Origin of the sequence: Tabrizicola sp. (assembly GCF_030694085.1) — a bacterium.
Taxonomy (GTDB): domain Bacteria; phylum Pseudomonadota; class Alphaproteobacteria; order Rhodobacterales; family Rhodobacteraceae; genus Tabrizicola.
This window is the reverse complement of the sequence record NZ_JAUXZE010000039.1, coordinates 127090-144891: the sequence shown is the minus strand read 5'-3', so window position 1 is coordinate 144891 and position 17802 is coordinate 127090. Positions and strand designations below refer to the sequence as shown.

16 protein-coding genes are annotated in these 17802 nt (G+C 66.6%); 6 read left to right on the top strand and 10 right to left on the bottom strand.

Translation table 11 applies throughout. The annotated features are described in order from the left end of the window. Window positions 1-6 precede the first annotated feature (6 nt). The 3 genes from Q8M85_RS09625 (at window position 7) to Q8M85_RS09615 (ending at window position 2255) form a co-directional block, all read left to right on the top strand. The gene (locus tag Q8M85_RS09625) at window positions 7-822 is read left to right on the top strand and encodes a serine protease (protein ID WP_305543528.1); all 816 of its coding nucleotides are present in this window, start codon (window positions 7-9) and stop codon (window positions 820-822) included. Continuing rightward, the gene (locus tag Q8M85_RS09620) at window positions 819-1661 is read left to right on the top strand and encodes a serine protease (RefSeq protein WP_305543526.1); all 843 of its coding nucleotides are present in this window, start codon (window positions 819-821) and stop codon (window positions 1659-1661) included. Before Q8M85_RS09625 ends, Q8M85_RS09620 begins: the two co-directional genes overlap by 4 nt. Window positions 1662-1784: 123 nt before the next feature. Beyond that, window positions 1785-2255, top strand: a complete 471-nt coding sequence (locus Q8M85_RS09615; protein WP_305543523.1) for an Hsp20 family protein — start codon at window positions 1785-1787, stop codon at window positions 2253-2255. A gap of 6 nt (window positions 2256-2261) precedes the next feature. Here Q8M85_RS09615 and Q8M85_RS09610 read toward each other — a convergent pair whose 3' ends face one another. Then, window positions 2262-3758 (bottom strand): winged helix-turn-helix domain-containing tetratricopeptide repeat protein, encoded by a 1497-nt coding sequence (locus Q8M85_RS09610; protein WP_305543520.1) that lies wholly within the window; start codon window positions 3756-3758, stop codon window positions 2262-2264. 176 nt (window positions 3759-3934) lie between these two features. Here Q8M85_RS09610 and Q8M85_RS09605 point away from each other — a divergent pair, with 176 nt between their 5' ends. Then, entirely contained in the window at window positions 3935-5170 is a 1236-nt protein-coding gene (locus Q8M85_RS09605; protein ID WP_305543518.1) for a PLP-dependent aspartate aminotransferase family protein, read from the top strand. Window positions 5171-5246: 76 nt separating this feature from the next. On the opposite strand, the gene Q8M85_RS09600 is transcribed toward Q8M85_RS09605, so the two are convergent. Together Q8M85_RS09600 and Q8M85_RS09595 are read right to left on the bottom strand one after the other, a co-directional pair. Beyond that, window positions 5247-7148 carry a von Willebrand factor type A domain-containing protein gene (locus tag Q8M85_RS09600; RefSeq protein WP_371135228.1) on the bottom strand — a complete coding sequence of 634 codons (1902 nt, stop codon included), beginning with the start codon at window positions 7146-7148 and terminating at the stop codon, window positions 5247-5249. 191 nt (window positions 7149-7339) lie between these two features. Next, complete coding sequence (locus tag Q8M85_RS09595) at window positions 7340-7876, bottom strand: RNA polymerase sigma factor (protein ID WP_305543512.1); 537 nt, start codon at window positions 7874-7876, stop codon at window positions 7340-7342. A 133-nt stretch (window positions 7877-8009) separates the two neighbouring features. Between Q8M85_RS09595 and Q8M85_RS09590 the strand changes: the two genes are divergently transcribed. Continuing rightward, window positions 8010-9554, top strand: coding sequence for a DUF3857 domain-containing protein (locus Q8M85_RS09590; protein ID WP_305543510.1), 1545 nt, complete (start codon window positions 8010-8012; stop codon window positions 9552-9554). Then, on the top strand, window positions 9524-9958 hold the full coding sequence (locus tag Q8M85_RS09585) for a hypothetical protein (RefSeq protein WP_305543508.1): 435 nt from the start codon (window positions 9524-9526) through the stop codon (window positions 9956-9958). The genes Q8M85_RS09590 and Q8M85_RS09585 overlap by 31 nt, the downstream gene beginning before the upstream one ends. Before the next feature lie 115 nt (window positions 9959-10073). Here Q8M85_RS09585 and Q8M85_RS09580 read toward each other — a convergent pair whose 3' ends face one another. The 7 genes from Q8M85_RS09580 to Q8M85_RS09550 form a co-directional block, all read right to left on the bottom strand. Beyond that, on the bottom strand, window positions 10074-10577 hold the full coding sequence (locus Q8M85_RS09580; RefSeq protein WP_305543505.1) for a peptidoglycan-binding protein: 504 nt from the start codon (window positions 10575-10577) through the stop codon (window positions 10074-10076). Window positions 10578-10724: 147 nt separating this feature from the next. Next, the gene (locus Q8M85_RS09575; RefSeq protein WP_305543500.1) at window positions 10725-11849 is read right to left on the bottom strand and encodes a pyridoxal phosphate-dependent aminotransferase; all 1125 of its coding nucleotides are present in this window, start codon (window positions 11847-11849) and stop codon (window positions 10725-10727) included. A 74-nt stretch (window positions 11850-11923) separates the two neighbouring features. Then, window positions 11924-12655 carry an SDR family NAD(P)-dependent oxidoreductase gene (locus tag Q8M85_RS09570; RefSeq protein WP_305543498.1) on the bottom strand — a complete coding sequence of 244 codons (732 nt, stop codon included), beginning with the start codon at window positions 12653-12655 and terminating at the stop codon, window positions 11924-11926. Between the two features lie 74 nt (window positions 12656-12729). Continuing rightward, window positions 12730-13575 carry a glutathione-dependent disulfide-bond oxidoreductase gene (gene yghU, locus Q8M85_RS09565; protein WP_305543495.1) on the bottom strand — a complete coding sequence of 282 codons (846 nt, stop codon included), beginning with the start codon at window positions 13573-13575 and terminating at the stop codon, window positions 12730-12732. Window positions 13576-13727: 152 nt separating this feature from the next. Further along, entirely contained in the window at window positions 13728-15206 is a 1479-nt protein-coding gene (locus Q8M85_RS09560) for an NAD-dependent succinate-semialdehyde dehydrogenase (protein ID WP_305543492.1), read from the bottom strand. A gap of 178 nt (window positions 15207-15384) precedes the next feature. Further along, a complete protein-coding gene (locus Q8M85_RS09555) occupies window positions 15385-15714 on the bottom strand; it encodes a hypothetical protein (protein ID WP_305543489.1) in 330 nt (109 codons plus the stop codon). Continuing rightward, entirely contained in the window at window positions 15711-17795 is a 2085-nt protein-coding gene (locus Q8M85_RS09550; RefSeq protein ID WP_305543486.1) for an OmpA family protein, read from the bottom strand. Before Q8M85_RS09550 ends, Q8M85_RS09555 begins: the two co-directional genes overlap by 4 nt. Between the last annotated feature and the right edge of the window lie 7 nt (window positions 17796-17802).

The window sequence follows — 17802 nt, the reverse complement described above, 5'->3', positions numbered from 1 at the left end:
GGTTCCATGCGTCACCTGATCCCCGGTCTACTGGCGGCCGCGCTGGCCCTTGCGGGCATGGCCCAGACGCAGACCCTGGACGACGGGCTCTTCAAGCTGGAAACGGCGGATGACGCGCGCGGCTGGGATGCGGTGGGCAAGCTGATCATGGGCAAGCACGGCTTCTGCACCGGGGCGCTTATTGGCCCGCAACTGGTTCTGACGGCGGCGCACTGCCTGTACGACAAGACCACCGGAGTCCAGATGCGGCCCGAGGAGATGGAATTCCAGGCCGGTTTTCGCAATGGCCGCGCCGTGGCCTACCGCAGCGTCACCCGGGCCGTGACCCACCCCGACTACCGTTACGGGGCGACGGACAAGCTGGACCGCGTCAGTGGGGACCTCGCCCTTCTTGAATTGAGCCAGCCGATCCGACTGCCCTCGCTTGAACCGTTCCAGACCGGCGCGGCTCCGGTCCAGGGCGATCCGGTCGGCGTCGTCTCCTACGCCCAGTATCGTGAGCAAGCCCCCTCGATCCAGGAAGCCTGCGAGGTTCTGGCCGACGAACGTCAGGCACTGATTCTGACCTGCAACGTCGATTTCGGATCGTCCGGCGCGCCGGTCTTCACCTTCGAGAACGGGGTGGCCCGAGTCGTCTCGGTGATCTCGGCCAAGGCCGAGGTTGACGGTCGCAAGGTCGCCGTTGCCGTTCCGCTTGCCGAGCCGCTGATTGCCCTGCGCGCCGCGCTGGAGGACAGCCGCGCCGAATCGGCCGGGGGCGCCAGGGCGGTCAGCGTGATTTCCGGTGGCACCGGAGCGGGTGCAAAGTTCGTCCGGCCATGAGGGCGGTCGTTGCGCTTTTCCTGCTGGCCGGCGCGGCTGCGGCGCAAGGGAATTCCGGCCTTGTCGAGCTGGTCACCCGCGAAGAGCTCCGCGGCTTCGAACCCGTCGGTCGGGTGGATATTGCGGATGGCGGCTTTTGTACTGGCGCGCTGATCGCAGCCGACCTGGTGCTGACGGCCGGTCATTGCGTGCTGGACCGTGGCGGTGTGCCGGTGGCCGCCGACCGCATCACCTTCCGCGCCGGCCTTGCCTACGGCACGGCTCTGGTCGAGGCCCGCGTCGTCCGAACCATCGTCGATCCGGCCTATCGCAACCTCGACCCGGTCCCGGTCGAGATGATCGACCTTGATGTAGCCCTTCTGCAACTGGCCGAGCCGGTTCCCAGCGCGGTGATCTCGCCCTTTGTGGTCGCCCGGCCCGCGAACGGCGACAAGGTCAGTGTCGTCTCCTACGCCGAGGGTCGGCACGAGGCCCTGTCCTGGCAGCGCGTCTGCAAGGTCGTCGGGCGCGAGGACCGCCAGATCGCAGTGGACTGCGATGTGACCCACGGCTCGTCGGGCGCGCCGGTCCTTGAACGGTCGGGCTACCGGGCGAAGATCGTCTCGATGATTTCCGCTGGCGGCGAATGGGACGGGCAGACTGTCTCTTTCGGAATGGAACTGCCCGAGCAGGTCGCCCGGCTGAAGGCCGCATTGCGCAGTGGTCAGGCGACAAGCGAGGCCAAGGCCGCACCCGACGAAGGCCGGGGTGCCGCCGTCACCGGCATGCCCGGCAAGCCGTCGAAGCGCATCACCTCAGGGTCCGGGGCCAGTGGCGGGGCGAAGTTCCTGTCGCCCTGAACGTCTTGAAACCGGGTTTTCCGTTACCTACCTGACTGTCATCCGGGTGCCATGACGGGCCCGGTCAACCCGCCTTGCCCCCTCACGGGGAAGGCCTCTGACATCGCTTCCAGGAGGATGACAATGCGCAACCTTGATTTCGCGCCGCTTTACCGTGCCACCGTCGGCTTTGACCGCATCGCCGACCTGATGGACCGGGTCCTGTCCACCGATGTGGCCCAGCCGACCTATCCGCCCTACAACATCGAAAAGACCGCCGAGGATGCCTATCGCATCTCGATCGCCGTCGCCGGGTTTACCCCGGACGACCTCAGCGTCGAAGTGAAGGACGGCTCGCTTCTGGTCTCGGCCCGCAAGGCCGCTGACGAGACCGACCGCACCTACCTGCACCGTGGCATCGCCACCCGCGCCTTCGAGCGCCGCTTTGCCCTGGCGGACCACGTCCGCGTCGCAGGCGCCGCGCATGAGCATGGGATGCTGCACATCGACCTCGTCCGCGAAGTGCCCGAGGCGATGAAGCCCCGCCGGATCGAGATCGCCCGTGAAAGCGGCGCGACCCCGGTGCTTGAGGCCAAGGCCGAAACGGTGAACTGATCGCCGTCATCCATGTGGAAAAGCCCGGGCCATGCGCCCGGGCTTTTTCGCTTTTGCGTGCTGGCGTCGCGCAAGACTGACGTGCGGCGCAATCGTCAGCAGCGCGCGCAGCCAGTCGCGGGCCTTGTCGATCTGCCCAAGATGGGCGTGCCCGGCGATCAGCATCCAGTAGGTCGCATCAAAGCGGTCGTTCAGGGCCAGCGACCGCGAGGCAAAGCCCAGCGCAACAGAGTGATTGCCCTTCAGGATATGGACATGGGCCGACCCCGTCAGGGCAAAGCGGATCGAACTGTCCGCCAGCCCGCGCCGCAGCGCCCGGTCAAAGTAGTGCAAGGCGGTGTCCAGGTCGCCGCTATGCGCGTGCATGACCCCGGCCACCTGCAGGACATAAATGTCGTTCGGGTTCGCGCGGGCCGCCTGTTCGATGACGGCCATGCCAGCCTCATAATCCCGCCCGGGCTGGATCAGTGCGATGGCGCATTGCCCCAGAACCCGCGCATCGCCCGCCGCATGCTGGATCCCGCGCCGGGCATAATCGACACAGCGCTGCACGTCGTCGGGATGGATCAGCGGCCAGCCCATCGCGCAGCGATGTTCCAGCGCCCAGACGATGTGGCCAAGGATCTGCGGATTGTGCGGCTCTTGCTGCAGCGCCTTTTCCAGCAGGTCATGCGCGGCGCGATTGCCCGCTTCGGTCTCGTCGTCGAGGAAGGCCTTGGCGCGCAAGAGGATGTCATAGGTCAGGATGCTTTCGGGCCGGCTTTGCCGCGACTGCGCCAGCTCGGTCGCTTCGATCGCCGGGGCGACAAGCGTTGCCACCCGTTCCGTGATGCGGTCCTGAAAATCGAAGACCTCCGCAAGATCGCCATCGAACCGCTCGGTCCAGAGGCTGACGCCGGTCGCTCCCTCGACCAGTTGAGCGGTGATCCGCAACCGGGCACCGGCCCGGCGCACCGATCCCTCCAGCAGGTAGCCCGCCCCAAGCTCTGCCGCGACGCTGCGGGACTCCTGCGACCGGCCCTTGTAGACAAAGGACGAACTTCGCGACACCACGGCCAGTTTGCCAAAGCGGCTGAGCGCGGCAAGGATGTCGGCCACCACGCCATCGGCGAAATAGTCGGAATCCACGTCACCCGACAGGTTCTGGAACGGCAGCGCGGCGATGACGGGTCGGGTAGTGCCGACAGGTCCGGGGGCGGGGCCGTCGGGAACGACCAGCCGGTAGCCCAGACGCGGCACGGTGACGATCCAGTCCCGCCCCTTCGCATCGGTCCCCATCAGCTTGCGCAGGTTGGCGATCTGGACGGTCAGATTGCCTTCCTCGACCACCGATCCCGGCCAGACCCGATCCATAAGGTCCGCTTTCGGGACCGGGGCCCCCTTCGCGTCCATGAGGGCGACGAGCAGGTCCGCCGCCCTCTGCCCCAGTTCCACCGCCACGCCATCGCGCGTCAGGGTGCGCTGGGCGGGGTCAAACAGCAGGGGTCCGATCGCGTGCGGCATGGGCGAAGGATACGCCGCTTGCCCCGCAAAGCAAAAGAAAGCCGGGGGCGCTGCTTTCGCGGTCCGCCGGTTCGATCCGCTTGCCAGTTGCCGCTGCACGCTGGCGCCGTCCGGGGTATTGCAGCTTGCACGGGGCGCGCTCGCAGCCGATGAAGGGGCGAAAGCAAAGGCCGCGCATGTCAGACCCAGTCAGCAGAACCCCAGCAACCCCCGCCGCCGAGATGGCCCCCGCAACCCGCGCGCTGGACGCGGGACTTCGGCCCGACCCGGTGACCGGGGCCATTGCGCCGAACCTTGTCGCCTCGGTGAACAACACCTTTACCCCGGGATCCGCAGGGTTTTCCGCCGACGGGGCCGACCTGACCGAACAGCCCTTCCTTTACGCCCGCTGGACCAACCCCACTGTCCGCGCGCTGGAGGAACGGCTCGCGGGCCTTGAAGGGGGCGAGGATGCGCTGGCCACAGCCACCGGCGTCGCCGCTGCCGCTGCAGTGTTCCTGACGCTCCTGAAGGCCGGGGACCACCTGATCGTCTCGGAAGTCTGCTACGCCGGGGTCTACGAGCTTGCCACCCGCATCCTCCCCGACCTTGGCGTCAGCGTCACCCCCTGCGACCTGACCGATCCCGCTGCCGTCCGTGCCGCCCTGCGCCCGACGACGCGGCTGATCCACGCCGAAACCCCCTGCAACCCGATCCTGCGCCTGACCGACCTTGCCGCCCTGTCGGCCATCGCCCGCAAGGCCGGGGTCCTCCTCTCGGTGGACAGCACTCTGGCAACGCCCGTCATCACCCGCCCGCTCGACCATGGCGTCGATCTGGTGATCCATTCCCTGACCAAATTCATGAACGGCCACGGCGATGCGCTTGGGGGCGCGGTGATCGGCCGCCGCAAGCTGGTCTCCCGCATCCGCTCGCGTGCCGGGGTCTATCTTGGCGCCAGCCTGTCGGCCCAGAACGCCTGGCTGATCCTGCGCGGCCTCGACACGCTGTTCCCCCGGCTGCGCATGGCTTGCGACACGGCGGGCGTGCTGGCGGACTGGCTTACGAAACACCCCGCCGTCGCCCGCGTCACCTGGCCGGGCGCGACGGACCACCCGCAACGCGACCTCGCCCAACGCCAGACGACCCTTGGCGGCGCGATGATCGCGTTTCAGACCCGCGCGGCCCCGGCCGAGGTTGCCCGCCGCATGGCCGACCGCTTTCGCATCATCCACTACGCCTTCTCGCTGGGCCACCAGCGGTCGATCTGCGTCCACATCGGGACCGAGGAAATCCAGCGCAGCACCTTCCGCATGGAGGGCGCTGCGCTGCAACGTTGGCAGGATTGGGCGGGCGAGGGGGTGTTCCGGCTGTCCGTCGGCCTTGAAGACCCTGCCGACCTGATCGCCGACCTCTCCCGCGCGTTGGACTGACCGCTCCTCGGGGACTGCGTCCCTCGTCGCTTAAGCCCCGCGACGAGGAGACGAAGTCGAACGAGGAGCAGCCGCCCTACTGCGACAGGCTTTGCGCCAGCCGCATCAGGGTCACCGCCTCGATCCGGTAGCCAAAGGCATCTTCGCCCCGGTTCTGGACCGCCAGCTCGATCGCCTGATCCCAGCCCCAGTCACCCAGGTAGACCGACCCTTGCAACAGCTGCCCGAACCCCGCCACAGCCGCAGCAAACCGCGTCTCGGCGCTGGCCCCTTCCGTCCCGGTGATCGGCGTCTCGACCAGCGTGGAGACCGCCTCACCCGGAGCCTTCCAGCGCAGCCGCAGGAAGCCCAACTCTCCGTCCGAGCCTTCGGTGGCAGCAGCCGACCCGTAGCGCAGGGGATCGTTCAGCAACGCATCCGACCCCGGCGCCGTCACCTCGTAGATCGCGGTGACCTGCGTCCCGGCGCCGATCTCGCCCGCGTCCACCTTGTCGTTGTTGAAATCCTCACGCCGCAGGGCGCGGGTCTCATAGCCGATCAGCCGGTATTCGGCGACGGTGGCGGGGCTCCATTCCACCTGGATCTTCACATCATCCGCGATGGGGAACAGCGCCCCGGTCAACTGGTCCACCAGCACCTTCCGCGCCTCGGACAAAGTGTCGATATAGGCAGCCTGGCCGTTCCCGTTCTGCGCCAGCGCCTGCATCACCGCATCGTCCAGGTTCCCGCGCCCGAAGCCAAGGACCGACAGATAGGTCCCCGTCTCGCGCTTCTTCGCGACATAGGCCTCCAGCCCGTCGGGGTCCGAGACGCCGACGTTGAAGTCGCCATCCGTTGCCAGCAGGATCCGCGTGACCTCGCCCTCGGCCTTCATCCCCTCGGCCACCTGATAGGCCAGCGCCAGCCCCTCGGCCCCCGCCGTGGACCCGCCCGCCGCCAGATTCTCCAGCGCGGACAGGATCGCAGCGCGGTCGGCAGCCTGCACCGGAGGCAGCACCACCCCCGCCGACCCGGCATAGGTCACGATGGACACCTGATCCTCGGGCCGCAGTTCCGACAGCATCAGCGACAGCGACTGCTTCAGCAGCGGCAGCTTGTTGGCATCCTCCATCGACCCCGAGGTGTCGATCAGGAACACCAGGTTCAAGGGCGGCCGCGCGGCCACCTCGGGCAGCGCCCCCTGGATGCCGATGGTCACCAGCCGAGTGCCGGGATTCCACGGCGTCGGCATCACCGAAACGGTCGAGGCAAAGGCCGCGTCCCCCTCGGGCGCCGCATAGGCATAGGGGAAATAGTTCACCATCTCCTCGATCCGCACCTGATCGGGCGTCGGCAGAGTGCCCCCGGTAAGGGAGGACCGCACCACGGCATAGGACGCGGTATCCACGTCGATCGAGAAGGTCGAGACCGGCTCCTCTGCCGTCACCTTTACCGGGTTCGGGGCTTCGTTGGAATAGGCCTCGGTGTTCTCGACCGGGGTGGGAAAGGCGTCCGGGGCTGCAACGTAGCCCGTAAGCCCCGCCGCTGGGGCCTCGGTCCGCAGCCGCATCTCGGTGTCCGCCAGACCCACCACGGGCGACACGGGCAGGGCTTCCATTTCGGCCATCGGGGCTTCGACCAGTGGTTCTGCCCCTGTGACGGATGAGGCCGCGTCACTTTCCGCTGTCCGGGCCAGGTTGTCTGCAGCGACCTTGGCCCCGGGAACCTGGGCAGTCTCTGGCGCGCCCTGGGTCTCCGCTTCTTCGGTCAGCGCAGCGCCTTCGCCGCCCAAGGGGGCGGATGTCGTTGCCGGAGCGGCATCAGACGTTGCTGCGGGTTCGGAATTCTGGAGGACCGGAGCTTCCCTGGTCTCGACGACCACGGTCGGCTTGCCGATCCGCAGATCGGCCACCGGCAAGATCACCGCAACACCGATGAGCAGCGCCGCGACCGAGGTGGTTGCAGCAAGGGCAGGGCGGGAGGTCAAATAGTGGAACATGCGACGTACTCCGTTCAGGGGGGCCGCTCCTTGGCGGTCCTCACTGGAACGGGCCGGGTCCGTCGATCCTTGGAGCGGGTCGTTCAGTCGCTCAAAATTTTCCATCGCAAGGGCCATCGCCCGCGCCTTCGCCTCCCCATCCGGGGCGGGCACGGCCTTCAAGGCCCGGCGGAGGTCGTCGAGATCGTCACTCATTTCGCGTCCTCCTTTGCCATGGCCCGCAGGCGTTTCTTCACTTCGCTCATCCGCCAGGCGATTGTCCCCTCACTGACGCCCAGCACAACCCCCGCTTCTGCCTGGGTCATTTCCTCGCCCAGCACCAAGGCGACCGTATCGCGCAACTCGGGCGACAGCTGCGTCATCGCCTGCGCCAGCCAGTCGGCGGCTTCGGCCTGCACCGCAATCTCGTCCTGCCGCGCCAGTTCCCAGTCGCCCCAGCCTTGCGAAGCACGTGCTCGGGTCTGCTGCCGACGCCGCAGGTCATGCGCCGCGTTCACTACCACGCGGTAGAGCCAGGTGGTGAACTTGGCTTCGCCCCGCCAGTTCCGCAGCTTTGACGGGAGCGCTGCGCAGATGTCCTGCGTCAGGTCCTCGGCCTCGGCCTTCGATCCGGTCAGCCGCCAGGCCAGTCCATGTATCCGGTCGTAGTGACGCCCGACCAACGTCGCAAAAGCCGCCCGGTCGCCCTGGGCAGCAGCGTTGGCCAGCATTTCGTCGGGCGTATCCATCAGCATCACTTACACAGGACGCGCGCCGAACGGCAATCCTTGGGCCCGGTCAGGAAAACCTGCATCGGGAAATCCTTTGCAACGTCGCGCCCGCCCGCTAGCCTGCCCGAAATTCATCCCTCCGGGATTCCCGATGCGTCTTGTTTCCCTGGTTCTGGCCGTCTGCCTTTGCGCCCCGTCACTTGTCGTCCCGACCCTTGCCCAGACCCTTGGCTTGGCCGAAGATCCCGCCTGGGCCGACATCATCCCGATCCCCGAAGGCGACGTCGCCCTGCGCACCGAGGTCGAGGGTGGGCAGTTCTTCCTCCTCTCCGACCACCAGCTCCGCTGGGAAGGCGAGGTGAAGCAGTCCTGGAACCGCGTCGTTGCCGAAGTGACCGACCGCGCGGGGCTGGAGGAACTGGCGACGATCCAGCTGGACTTCGACCCCACGCACGAGACCGCAAGCCTGACCCGTCTGATGATCCACCGGGGTGGTCAGGTCATCGACCTTAAGGCCTCGGTCGATCCGCAGGTGTATCGGCGCGAGACGCGGCTGGATGAGGGGGTCATCGACGGCACTCTGACTGCCGTGGTGCAAGTCGTCGACCTGCGGGTGGGGGACGTTCTGGACCAGGCCACGCTTCTGGAAAGCCGCCCCCTTGTCGGCGGAGCCGAACGCAGCGGCTCGTCCTGGCTGGAGTGGTCGACGCCTGTCGTTCTGTCCCGCACACTGCTGACCTGGCCCCGGGACCTGCCGCTCGCGCTTGGTCCCATGCCCGACCGGGTAAGCTACAGCACCACGGATCTGGGCGATGGCACACTCCGCCACGAATGGCGACGGGCAAATCACATCCCGCCCATCGAGGAAGAACTGGTGCCGAATGAGGTAATCGAGGACGCGCTTCTGCGCTTTTCGGACACCCGCGACTGGACGCCTCTGACCCGGGCCCTGGCCCCGCATTATACCCGCGACTACCCCCTGCCGCCAGACTGGGAGGCGAAGGTCGATGCCATCGCCCGCGACCACGCCACGCCCGCGACCCGCGCCTATGCCGCCCTCCGCCTGGTGCAGGACGAACTGCGCTATGTCTCGCTGTCGGTGGGGGCGGGCGGCTATTTCGCTCGCCCGCCGGACGCGGTGATCGCGTCGGGCTTCGGCGACTGCAAGGACAAGTCGCTTCTCCTCCGCGTCATCCTCTCCCGTCTCGGGATCGAAGCCGCCGTGGCGCTGACTGACCTTGATGCGGGCTACGGCCTGCCCGACGAACCGCCTACGCCTTACGTTTTCGACCACATGATCCTGCGCGCCACCCTGGACGGCCACGCCGTGTGGATGGACCCGACCGGCGCACATCAGGCCGGAGGCCTTGGCACCGCGACGATGCCTGACTACGGCTATGCGCTTGCGGTGACCGGCGGCCCCGCATCGCTGGAACGAATGGAGGTCACACCAACCGGCACCTGGGCGCAAGACAAGAGGTGCGCGAGGACTTCGTCTTCTCGCCTTTCGGCGTGCTGCTTAAGGTCGAGACCCGCCACCGAAGTGGGTCTGCAGATGCGGCGCGGTCACGCTGGGCGACCACACCCGTCTCGCAGATCGGGCGCGACTTCCTGGACTTCTACGACGGCCGCTACCCCGGCCTGCGGATGGCCCAAGCTCCCAACATGCAGGATGACCGGGAAGCAAACCAGGTGACGGTAACGGAAAGCTACTTCCTGCCCTATCCGGCTCTGGACCGGAACGGTCTGCGCCAGGACTTCGCCTTTGCTCCCGAAGGTATGGCCGAAACTTTCCCCGACCGCATCCTCGCCCCACGCCGCCTGCCGCTTTATGTCGGCGGCCCCTGGGTCGTCACGCATGAAGTCCGCGTCCGCAATGCCCCGATCGAGTTCATCGCACCCGACCCGGTGACGATCAGCAATCCCGCCTTCGACTTCAGCCTTGCTGCGAAGGTCAGCGACGGCGGCAACATGGTCCTGCACTGGAGCTATGCGCCCAAGGCCCGCGCAGTCCCACCGGATCAGGCAGCGGCAATCATCGCTGACGCCCGGACCCTGCGCGATGCCACCTGGTTCTCCTGGGACCTCTCCCCCGAATAGACCAACCCGCGAACAGACCTAGCCCTTTGCAGACCCGGCCGATATCGACCTGCCAATTGATCTCCGGCCCGGGCGGGGGAGCACCCGGGCCGGAGCAGGCGACGGACCGTGGGGACTAGAACAGCAGCCCGTCGTAGACGCCATAAGCCTTGGCCGTGGACGACAGTGACGTCCCTTCATCCCGGGCATAGGCGGTGATCGCGTTGTAGGTGCCAGGCCCGAAGGCGCCGTCGATCCCGCCGCGATAGTAGCCCCAGGCGCGCAGCTTGCGCTGGATTGCCTTGCGCTCACTTGCCGAATAGCTCTGGAAGGCCCGCGCCGCCGGGGTGGCGTAGAGCGAGGTCGTGCGGCGCGGCTCGACGTAGGTGCGCGGCTCGACATAGGTGTGGCGCGGTTCGACATAGGTCGGCGCGGGGGCGACGTAGACAGGGGCGGCCCCCATCCGGGCGCGGCGGTTCTTCAGGATCTCGTCGACGATCACCGCCGTGGCGACACCGGCGACGAAGCCTTGTTCCTTCTCGCCCCAGGCCTGCGCCGGCGTGGCGGGAACGGCGGCGATGGTCAGCGCGGTCAGGCCGGCGATCACGGTGGTCTTGGCGTTCATGACAGAGAGCAGCATGTCGTGTCCTTTCGTGGTCTCCCGGGCAGTCCGGGGTTCGATGCCACTGGTTATGGGCACCGGGGCCACGCTAGGCAAAATCAGCCGCACGTTAGGGGAAAACGTCGGAATGTTATCGGATAACTCTATTGTTCTCAGTTTGTTAGGTCAGATTTGTCCGCTGCAAAGCAGCGCGGAAAGCCGTCCTAAACCTTCCTCCAACCGCGCTTCCGGTCCTCCACCCGCTCCAATGCGGACATGCTGCGGCAACCCGTAGGCCGATCCAGGCAGCAGGAACGTCCGGTAAGGGGGCTGCAACAGCGCGCGCGCCAGCGATTCGCCGTCCGTTCCCTCGACCCGCGCCAAGCCGATCAGTCCCGCCTCGGGCCGGTGCCAGCCAAGCCGGGCCTGTCCATCCACAAAGGCCTCCAGCCGGTCCAGCGTTGCGGCCCCGTCTTTCCGCGCCTGGGCAAGAGAACCTGCAAGCCGGTCCGGGCGCAATGCCACCTCGGCGATATGCTCGCCCAGGATGTTCATGATTTCGGACCCGTTCTCGCGCAGGATCATCGCGTCGCAGATCACCTGCGGGCTTTGGCAGATCATCCAGCCGGTCCGCAGCCCTTGCAGCCCCAGCGCCTTTGACACCGACCCCGTGGTGATCCCGAACCGCGTCATCCCGGCGACAGAGGGCATCCGGTGCCCGACCCATTCCAGCCCGGCATAGACCTCGTCCACCACCAGCCAGATGCCGTGCCTTTCCGCCAGATCGGCCAAAGCGCGCAGATCGCTTTCCGGGATCAGCCGCCCCGTCGGGTTGTTCGGGTTGGTCAGAAAGATCATCCGCGTCCGGGGCGTGATCGCGCGGGCCACCGCCTGCGGATCCAGGTGCCACCCCTGGCTCTCATCGCGCGGAACTTCCACCAGCCGCGCGCCGATGGATTTCGCAATGTTTCCGGCCTGTGGCCAACCGGGGGTCTCGGTGATGATCTCGTCGCCCGAGGCTAGCAGCTGCCGGAACAGAAGATAGTTTGCTTCCGCCGTTCCTGCCGTAATCAGCACATCGTCGGGCGAGAGATCCGAGAGACCGGCCTGATCCAGCACCCGGTTGCGCAGCGCGGGTAGTCCAAGGAAACTTGCCCCGTTCCAGTCCAGCGAGAGTTCCGGGTCAAGGTCAGCAAGAAAGTCCTTCAGCCGAGGGGGGCGGGCAAAAGAGAACCCGATGAAACACTCCGGCGGCTCGGCGGCGGCCGTTTCGATGAAATATTCGAACAGTTTGTGGATTGTGACCTTCATCGGCTCTCTCTCCTGACCCCAAGAATTTCAAGTAAAATTCTTGGCAAATTCCTTGCTCAAGGAATTTGGCCGCCTCATCGCACGTCGCGCCCCTGGTTCAGGATGATGACGTTCCCCGAAGACACGTCTCCTGCGGGCGAGATCAGGAACCCCACCCAGTTCGCAATCTCCTCCGGCTGCATCGCCCGCCCATGCGGCATCGCGCTGATCGCACGCGCCAGCACCTCTTCGGTCAGCACGTTGAACAAGGGCGTCTCGGTCATCGCCGGGGCAATCGAGTTCACCGCGATCTTCTCCCGCGCGTAACGGCGGGCGAGGTCCTTGGTCAGCGTGTCCATCGCCGCTTTCGAGGCGCGGTAATGCGGCGGGTCGAAGACGTCGAAGTTGTAGGCGCCATTGGACGAGATGTTGACGATCTTCCGCACCCCCGGCCGACCCGCCATCGCCTTCACCGCGCCCTGGCAGCAATGGAAGGCCGAGGAGAAGTTGATCGCCATCTGCCGGTCCAACTCGCTCGCCGGAATGTCCGGGAAGTCCGACATGAAGCAGGTCCCGGCGTTGTTCACCAAGGCGTCCACGCCTCCGAACCGCGCGGTCAGCCGGTCAAACAGATCGGAGATGGCCTCTGCGTCGGTCAGGTCCACCGCCTCGGCCACGAACCCCTCGCGGTCCGCCCCCATCCCCAACAGCGCCGCGCCGTCGATGTCCACGCCTACGACGGTCAGCCCGTCGGCCAGCAGACGGTCGACGAAGGCCCGCCCCAAGCCCCCGGCAGCTCCGGTGACGACGGCGATACGGTTGGACATGGCCCCACTCCCCAGACATGTAAAATCCAGCCTAGGCCAAGGCCCGGGCTGGCTCAATCCGTCCTGTCACAGGATCAGGGCGCTTTCGGCAGCGCGTCGAAATCCGCCGCCGAGTGACGCTCCGGCAGCTTCTCCCAATCCTCGCCCCATGAGCGGTTGACCTTCCGGCCGCGCACCACTCCCGGCCGCGCGTCGATGCGCTGCGCCCAGGCCACCACATGCTTGTAGCTGGTCACGTCCAGGAACTCGGCGGCATTGTAGGCCCGCCCCAGCACCAGGTTTCCATACCAGGCATAGATCGCCATGTCGGCCAGCGAGTAGTCCCCCGCCATCCACTCATGCGTCGCCAGATGCTGGTCCAGCACGTCCAACTGCCGCTTTGTCTCCATCGCGTAGCGGTTGATTGCGTATTCGATCTTCACCGGGGCATAGGCGTAGAAATGGCCGAAGCCGCCGCCCACAAAGGGCGCGGACCCCATCTGCCAGAAGAGCCAGCTGAACATCTCGGTCCGCTGCGAGGCATCCTTCGGGATGAACGCGCCGCCGAACTTCTCGGCCAGATACAGCATGATCGACGCGCTCTCGAACACGCGTTGCCCGTTCCCATGATCCATCAGCGCCGGGATCTTCGAGTTCGGGTTCACCTCGACGAAGCCCGACCCGAACTGATCGCCCTTGCCGATGTCGATCAGCCAGGCGTCGTAGTCCGCGTCATGGCCCGCGTCCAGCAACTCCTCCAGCAGGATCGTAACCTTGACCCCGTTCGGCGTCGCCAGCGAGTAAAGCTGCAACGGGTGTTGGCCGACCGGCAGCGCCTTGTCATGCGTCGCACCCGCGACGGGGCGGTTGATGTTGGCGAAAGCGCCGCCCGAGGGCTGCTCCCATTTCCAGACCTTCGGCGGGGTGTAGTCGTCAGACATCGGTTAGCCCTTCGGGTTGCGGATCGGCATCATAGCTAATGCATCCCCACCCACCCTGCCAGAGGCCCTGACCTGCGGGACCGGACTGCCGAAATGCACAGAACATGAAAAAGGGCGACCCGAAGGCCGCCCTTTGTGCAAATTCCGACCCGTCAGATCGACAGGCAGATGTATTTCAGCTCCATGTAGTCATCCAGCCCATGACGTGATCCTTCGCGGCCCAGGCCCGACTGTTTCACCCCGCCAAAAGGCGCCATCTCGTTCGAGATCAACCCGGTGTTCACGCCCACCATCCCGTATTCCAGCGCCTCCTGGACCCGGGTGATCCGCCCGATGTCGCGGGCATAGAAGTAGGATGCCAGCCCGAAGATCGTGGCGTTCGCCAGCTCGATCACCTCGTCCTCGGTCTCGAACTTGAAAAGGGGCGCGAGCGGGCCGAAGGTCTCCTCGTTGGCGACCTTCATGTCGGGCGTCACGCCCGTCACGACGGTCGGCTGGAAGAAGGTCCCGCCCAATTCATGCCGCTTGCCGCCGGTAACGATCTTGCCACCGCCCGCCACGACGTCGGCGATATGCTCCTCGACCTTGTCCACTGCATCCGCGTTGATCAGCGGGCCGGTGGTGACGCCCGCTTTCAGCCCGTCGCCGATGGCCAGCTTCTCGACCGCGACGGCCAGCTTCGCCGCGAAGGCGTCATAGACCCCGGCCTGCACATAGATCCGGTTGGCGCAGACGCAGGTCTGGCCGTTGTTGCGGAACTTGGAGATCATCGCGCCCTCGACCGCCGCGTCCAGATCGGCGTCGTCGAAGACGATGAAGGGCGCGTTGCCGCCCAGCTCCATCGAGCATTTCAGGATCTGGTCCGCCGCCTGTTTCAGCAAGATGCGACCCACCTCGGTCGACCCGGTGAAGGTCAGCTTGCGGATCAGCGGGTTCTCGCAGAACTCTTTGCCGATGTCCGACGACCGCTTCGAGGTGATGACCGAGAACAGCCCCGCCGGAACCCCTGCGCGTTCCGCCAGAACCGCCAAAGCCAAGGCCGACAGCGGCGTCTCCGCCGCCGGACGCGCCACGAACCCGCAGCCCGCCGCAAGGGCAGGGGCCACTTTCCGCGCGATCATCGCGTTCGGAAAATTCCATGGCGTGATCGAGGCGGCCACCCCGATCGGCTGCTTCAGGACCTGGATGCGCTTGTCGCGCTGGTGGCCGGGGATGATTTCGCCGTAGGTGCGCTTGGCTTCTTCGCCATAGAATTCGATGTAGGACGAGCCATAGGCAATTTCGCCCTTCGCTTCGGCCAGCGGCTTGCCCATCTCGGCGGTCAGGATGGTCGCCAGATCGTCCTGGTTGGCCATGCACAGGTCGAACCACTTGCGCATCACCTGCGCGCGTTCCTTCGCCGTCCGCTTCGCCCATTCCCAGTGCGCCGCATGGGCCGCCCTGATTGCGCGGGCGGCCTCGGCCCGTCCAAGGTTCGGCAGCTGGCAGATCACGTCGCCACGCGCCGGGTTGGTCACCGGGAAGGTCGAGCCGTCATCGGCAAGGGTCCACTCACCCGCCACGTAGGACTTGGTTACCAGCAGCGAAGGGTCTTTCAGCAGCGACGCGAGGTCGGTCACGGAATCGAGCATTGGGGCCTCCATTTGTTAGCGAAAGGCCTGCCATGCGAGGGGTGGGATGTCCAGTTTTCCGGGCCGGATCAGGCCAGAGTCCGATCAAACCCGCCAGTGGCTGGACAGATGCGCAAAACTTTTCGAAAAGTTCTGCAAATTCCTTCGAAGGAATTTGGCCCCCGCCCGAACGAAGCGCCTAGCCGTTCGCGTGCATCCGCTCGATATAGGCGCGCATCTCCTCGGCCTCGTGCCGGGCCTCGCGCAGGCCTTCCATCGCGGCCTTCAGCTCGGCCTCGGTCTGGCTGATATGATTCATCAGTTCGGCTTCGCGCTGTTCCAGATAGGCCAGCGCCTGATCACGCAGTTCTTCGGCCTCGTGCAGCGACTGTGCCAGCTTGTCCATTTCGGCCATGTCGCCGCCCTGGACCCGGGTGAAGCGGTGCAAAAGCCAGTGGGTGAACCAGCCCATGGCGAAGGCGACCAGAAGGATGATTGCGGTGGCGACGACGAATTCTGTGCGGTTCATTCTTCAGCCTTCAGCCCTTCGGGGCGCGGTTTCGGCGCGATGGTCTTTTCGGTCGGCGCAACCGAGGGGCTGGTGTCAGCCGAGAAATCGGGACCTCCGGCCGTCGCAACCGGCCCGGCGTTTTCCGCCGGAGCCGCCGCCACAGGGGTCTGCGTTGCGATAGCCTCCGCCGGGGCAGCATCCGCCACGGCAGCCTCAGGCGCCGCGGTCTGGGCCTCGCCCGAGGCAGGAACTTCGGCCGCCTGCGGCACGCCTTGTAGTACGAATTCAATCCGCCGGTTCGCCTCGCGGCCCGATTCCGTCTGGTTTTCGGCAATCGGTTGCGTCTCGCCGTAGCCCAAGGCGGTCATGCCGGAAACGTCGACCCGACGTCCCTGCAAGGCCAGGAGCACCGCCTCGGCCCTTGCCTGGCTAAGTGCCTGGTTGCCGCCTTCCGACCCTTGGGAATCGGTATGGCCGCCGATCTCCATCTGCATCGGGGGGCAGTTCGACAGAATGGCGGCCAGTTCGTCCAGAACGGGTCGCGCGGTGGTGGCGATCTCGGCGGACGCTGGGGTGAAAGTGATCTTCGTCCGCGCGATGACGGTGTTCACATCGGCGGCACATTCCTCGGGCGTCGGCAGCGCGGCCAGGGGGTCCAGCGCCTCGTCATAGCGGACATTGACGCGGAAGGTCTGGCCCTGGCCCAACTCGTCCGACAGGATCTGGGTGATCCGGCCCCGCGTCGCCGTAGAGCCGGTGACCCCCGTGACTTCGACGAGGTCGGCCCGGACCAGAAGCTTGCCATGCTCGACCTCGGAAAGCGCCTTCAGCCCCGCCAGCACCCGGACCGGCCAGCCATCGGGCAGCGTCTCGTCCAGTCGCGTCGCGGTCAGGACCTGGGCGCCGGAAAAGGCCGACCTGGCAAAGGCATCGACTGCCTGGCGCTGCATCTCGTCGGTCAGCCGCCCGCGCAGCTCCACCCGTCCGGTCTCGCTCAGGGTGGCGGTGAACTCGGCCGGGCCCTGGGTCGCGGTTGCCTTCTTTTCCAGCGTCGAGGTCAGCGAGAAGACATCCGGCAACCCGGTCTCCAGCTCGCCCACCACCTTGTCGAAGGTCGCCTGCGGCACGTCGCTGCCCGCAAGCAAGGTGACATCTGCGTCCGAGAAGGTGATCGACCCCGACCCCAGTTCCGTCACCGCCCGTATCCCCAGTCCCACCGCCTCGGCCCAGCGGGGGGTCGGCGTGCCAAGGCCGACCTGGCAGACGGACGACCCCTCGACCCCCGCCGTCGCCGCCGTGCGCAGGATCTGCGACCGCGCGCGGTCCGTGTCGGCGGAACAGCTGTCGAAGCGCGCGCCCTCGGCATCCCTGACGAAGCGCAGGGTGAAAGGGGTGATGACCGGACGCGGGGCCGATATGTCCAGCACCAGCTGGACCTTTGCCGGTGCCAGCCCGCGCAGCTCGGTCTCCAGGCGCCGCTTTTCCTCGGCGCTGTCGGTAATGGCCTTGACCTCGACCCGGTCCGCCGTGACCGAAACTTTCGACAACTCCAGCCGCTCCAGCGCCTGCAGCCCGAAGGCCAACGCCTCGTTCCAGGCTTCCGGTGCGGGATAATCCGCCGTCTCCAGCATGTCCGGCAGTTCGGTGCCCTGCGCCAAGGCCGCTGCCGCCTCGGACAGCGCCGCTTCGGTCAGCCCCCCCTCGCCGGGGTTCTCGGGGATCAGGCCGCTCAGCTGGACCTCATCCTCGGTGCGCAGCATCTCGACCGAGAACTTTGGCGCTTCGATGGCCGAGGCCGGGGTCACGTCAAGCCCGTCGCGGATGCGCGAGGTGTCGATCAGCGCGCCCACCATGTTCACCGCGCGAAAGCGGTCGGCCTCACGCGGGGCGGTGCCGGTCAGGCGGACCTGCAAGCCGTCGGTGGCCACAGTGATCCACGTGATTCCGGCTTCGGTCAACCGGGTCGTCACCACCTTCTGGGTCCGCGATTCGATCACCAGAGCCGCCCCGTAGGCGACCGAGATCATGACGCCCGCCGCCAGCACGAAAGCCAGCAACGCAAGGGTGGTCGAGGACAGCTTGGCAAGGCGCGACAGCAAAAGGACC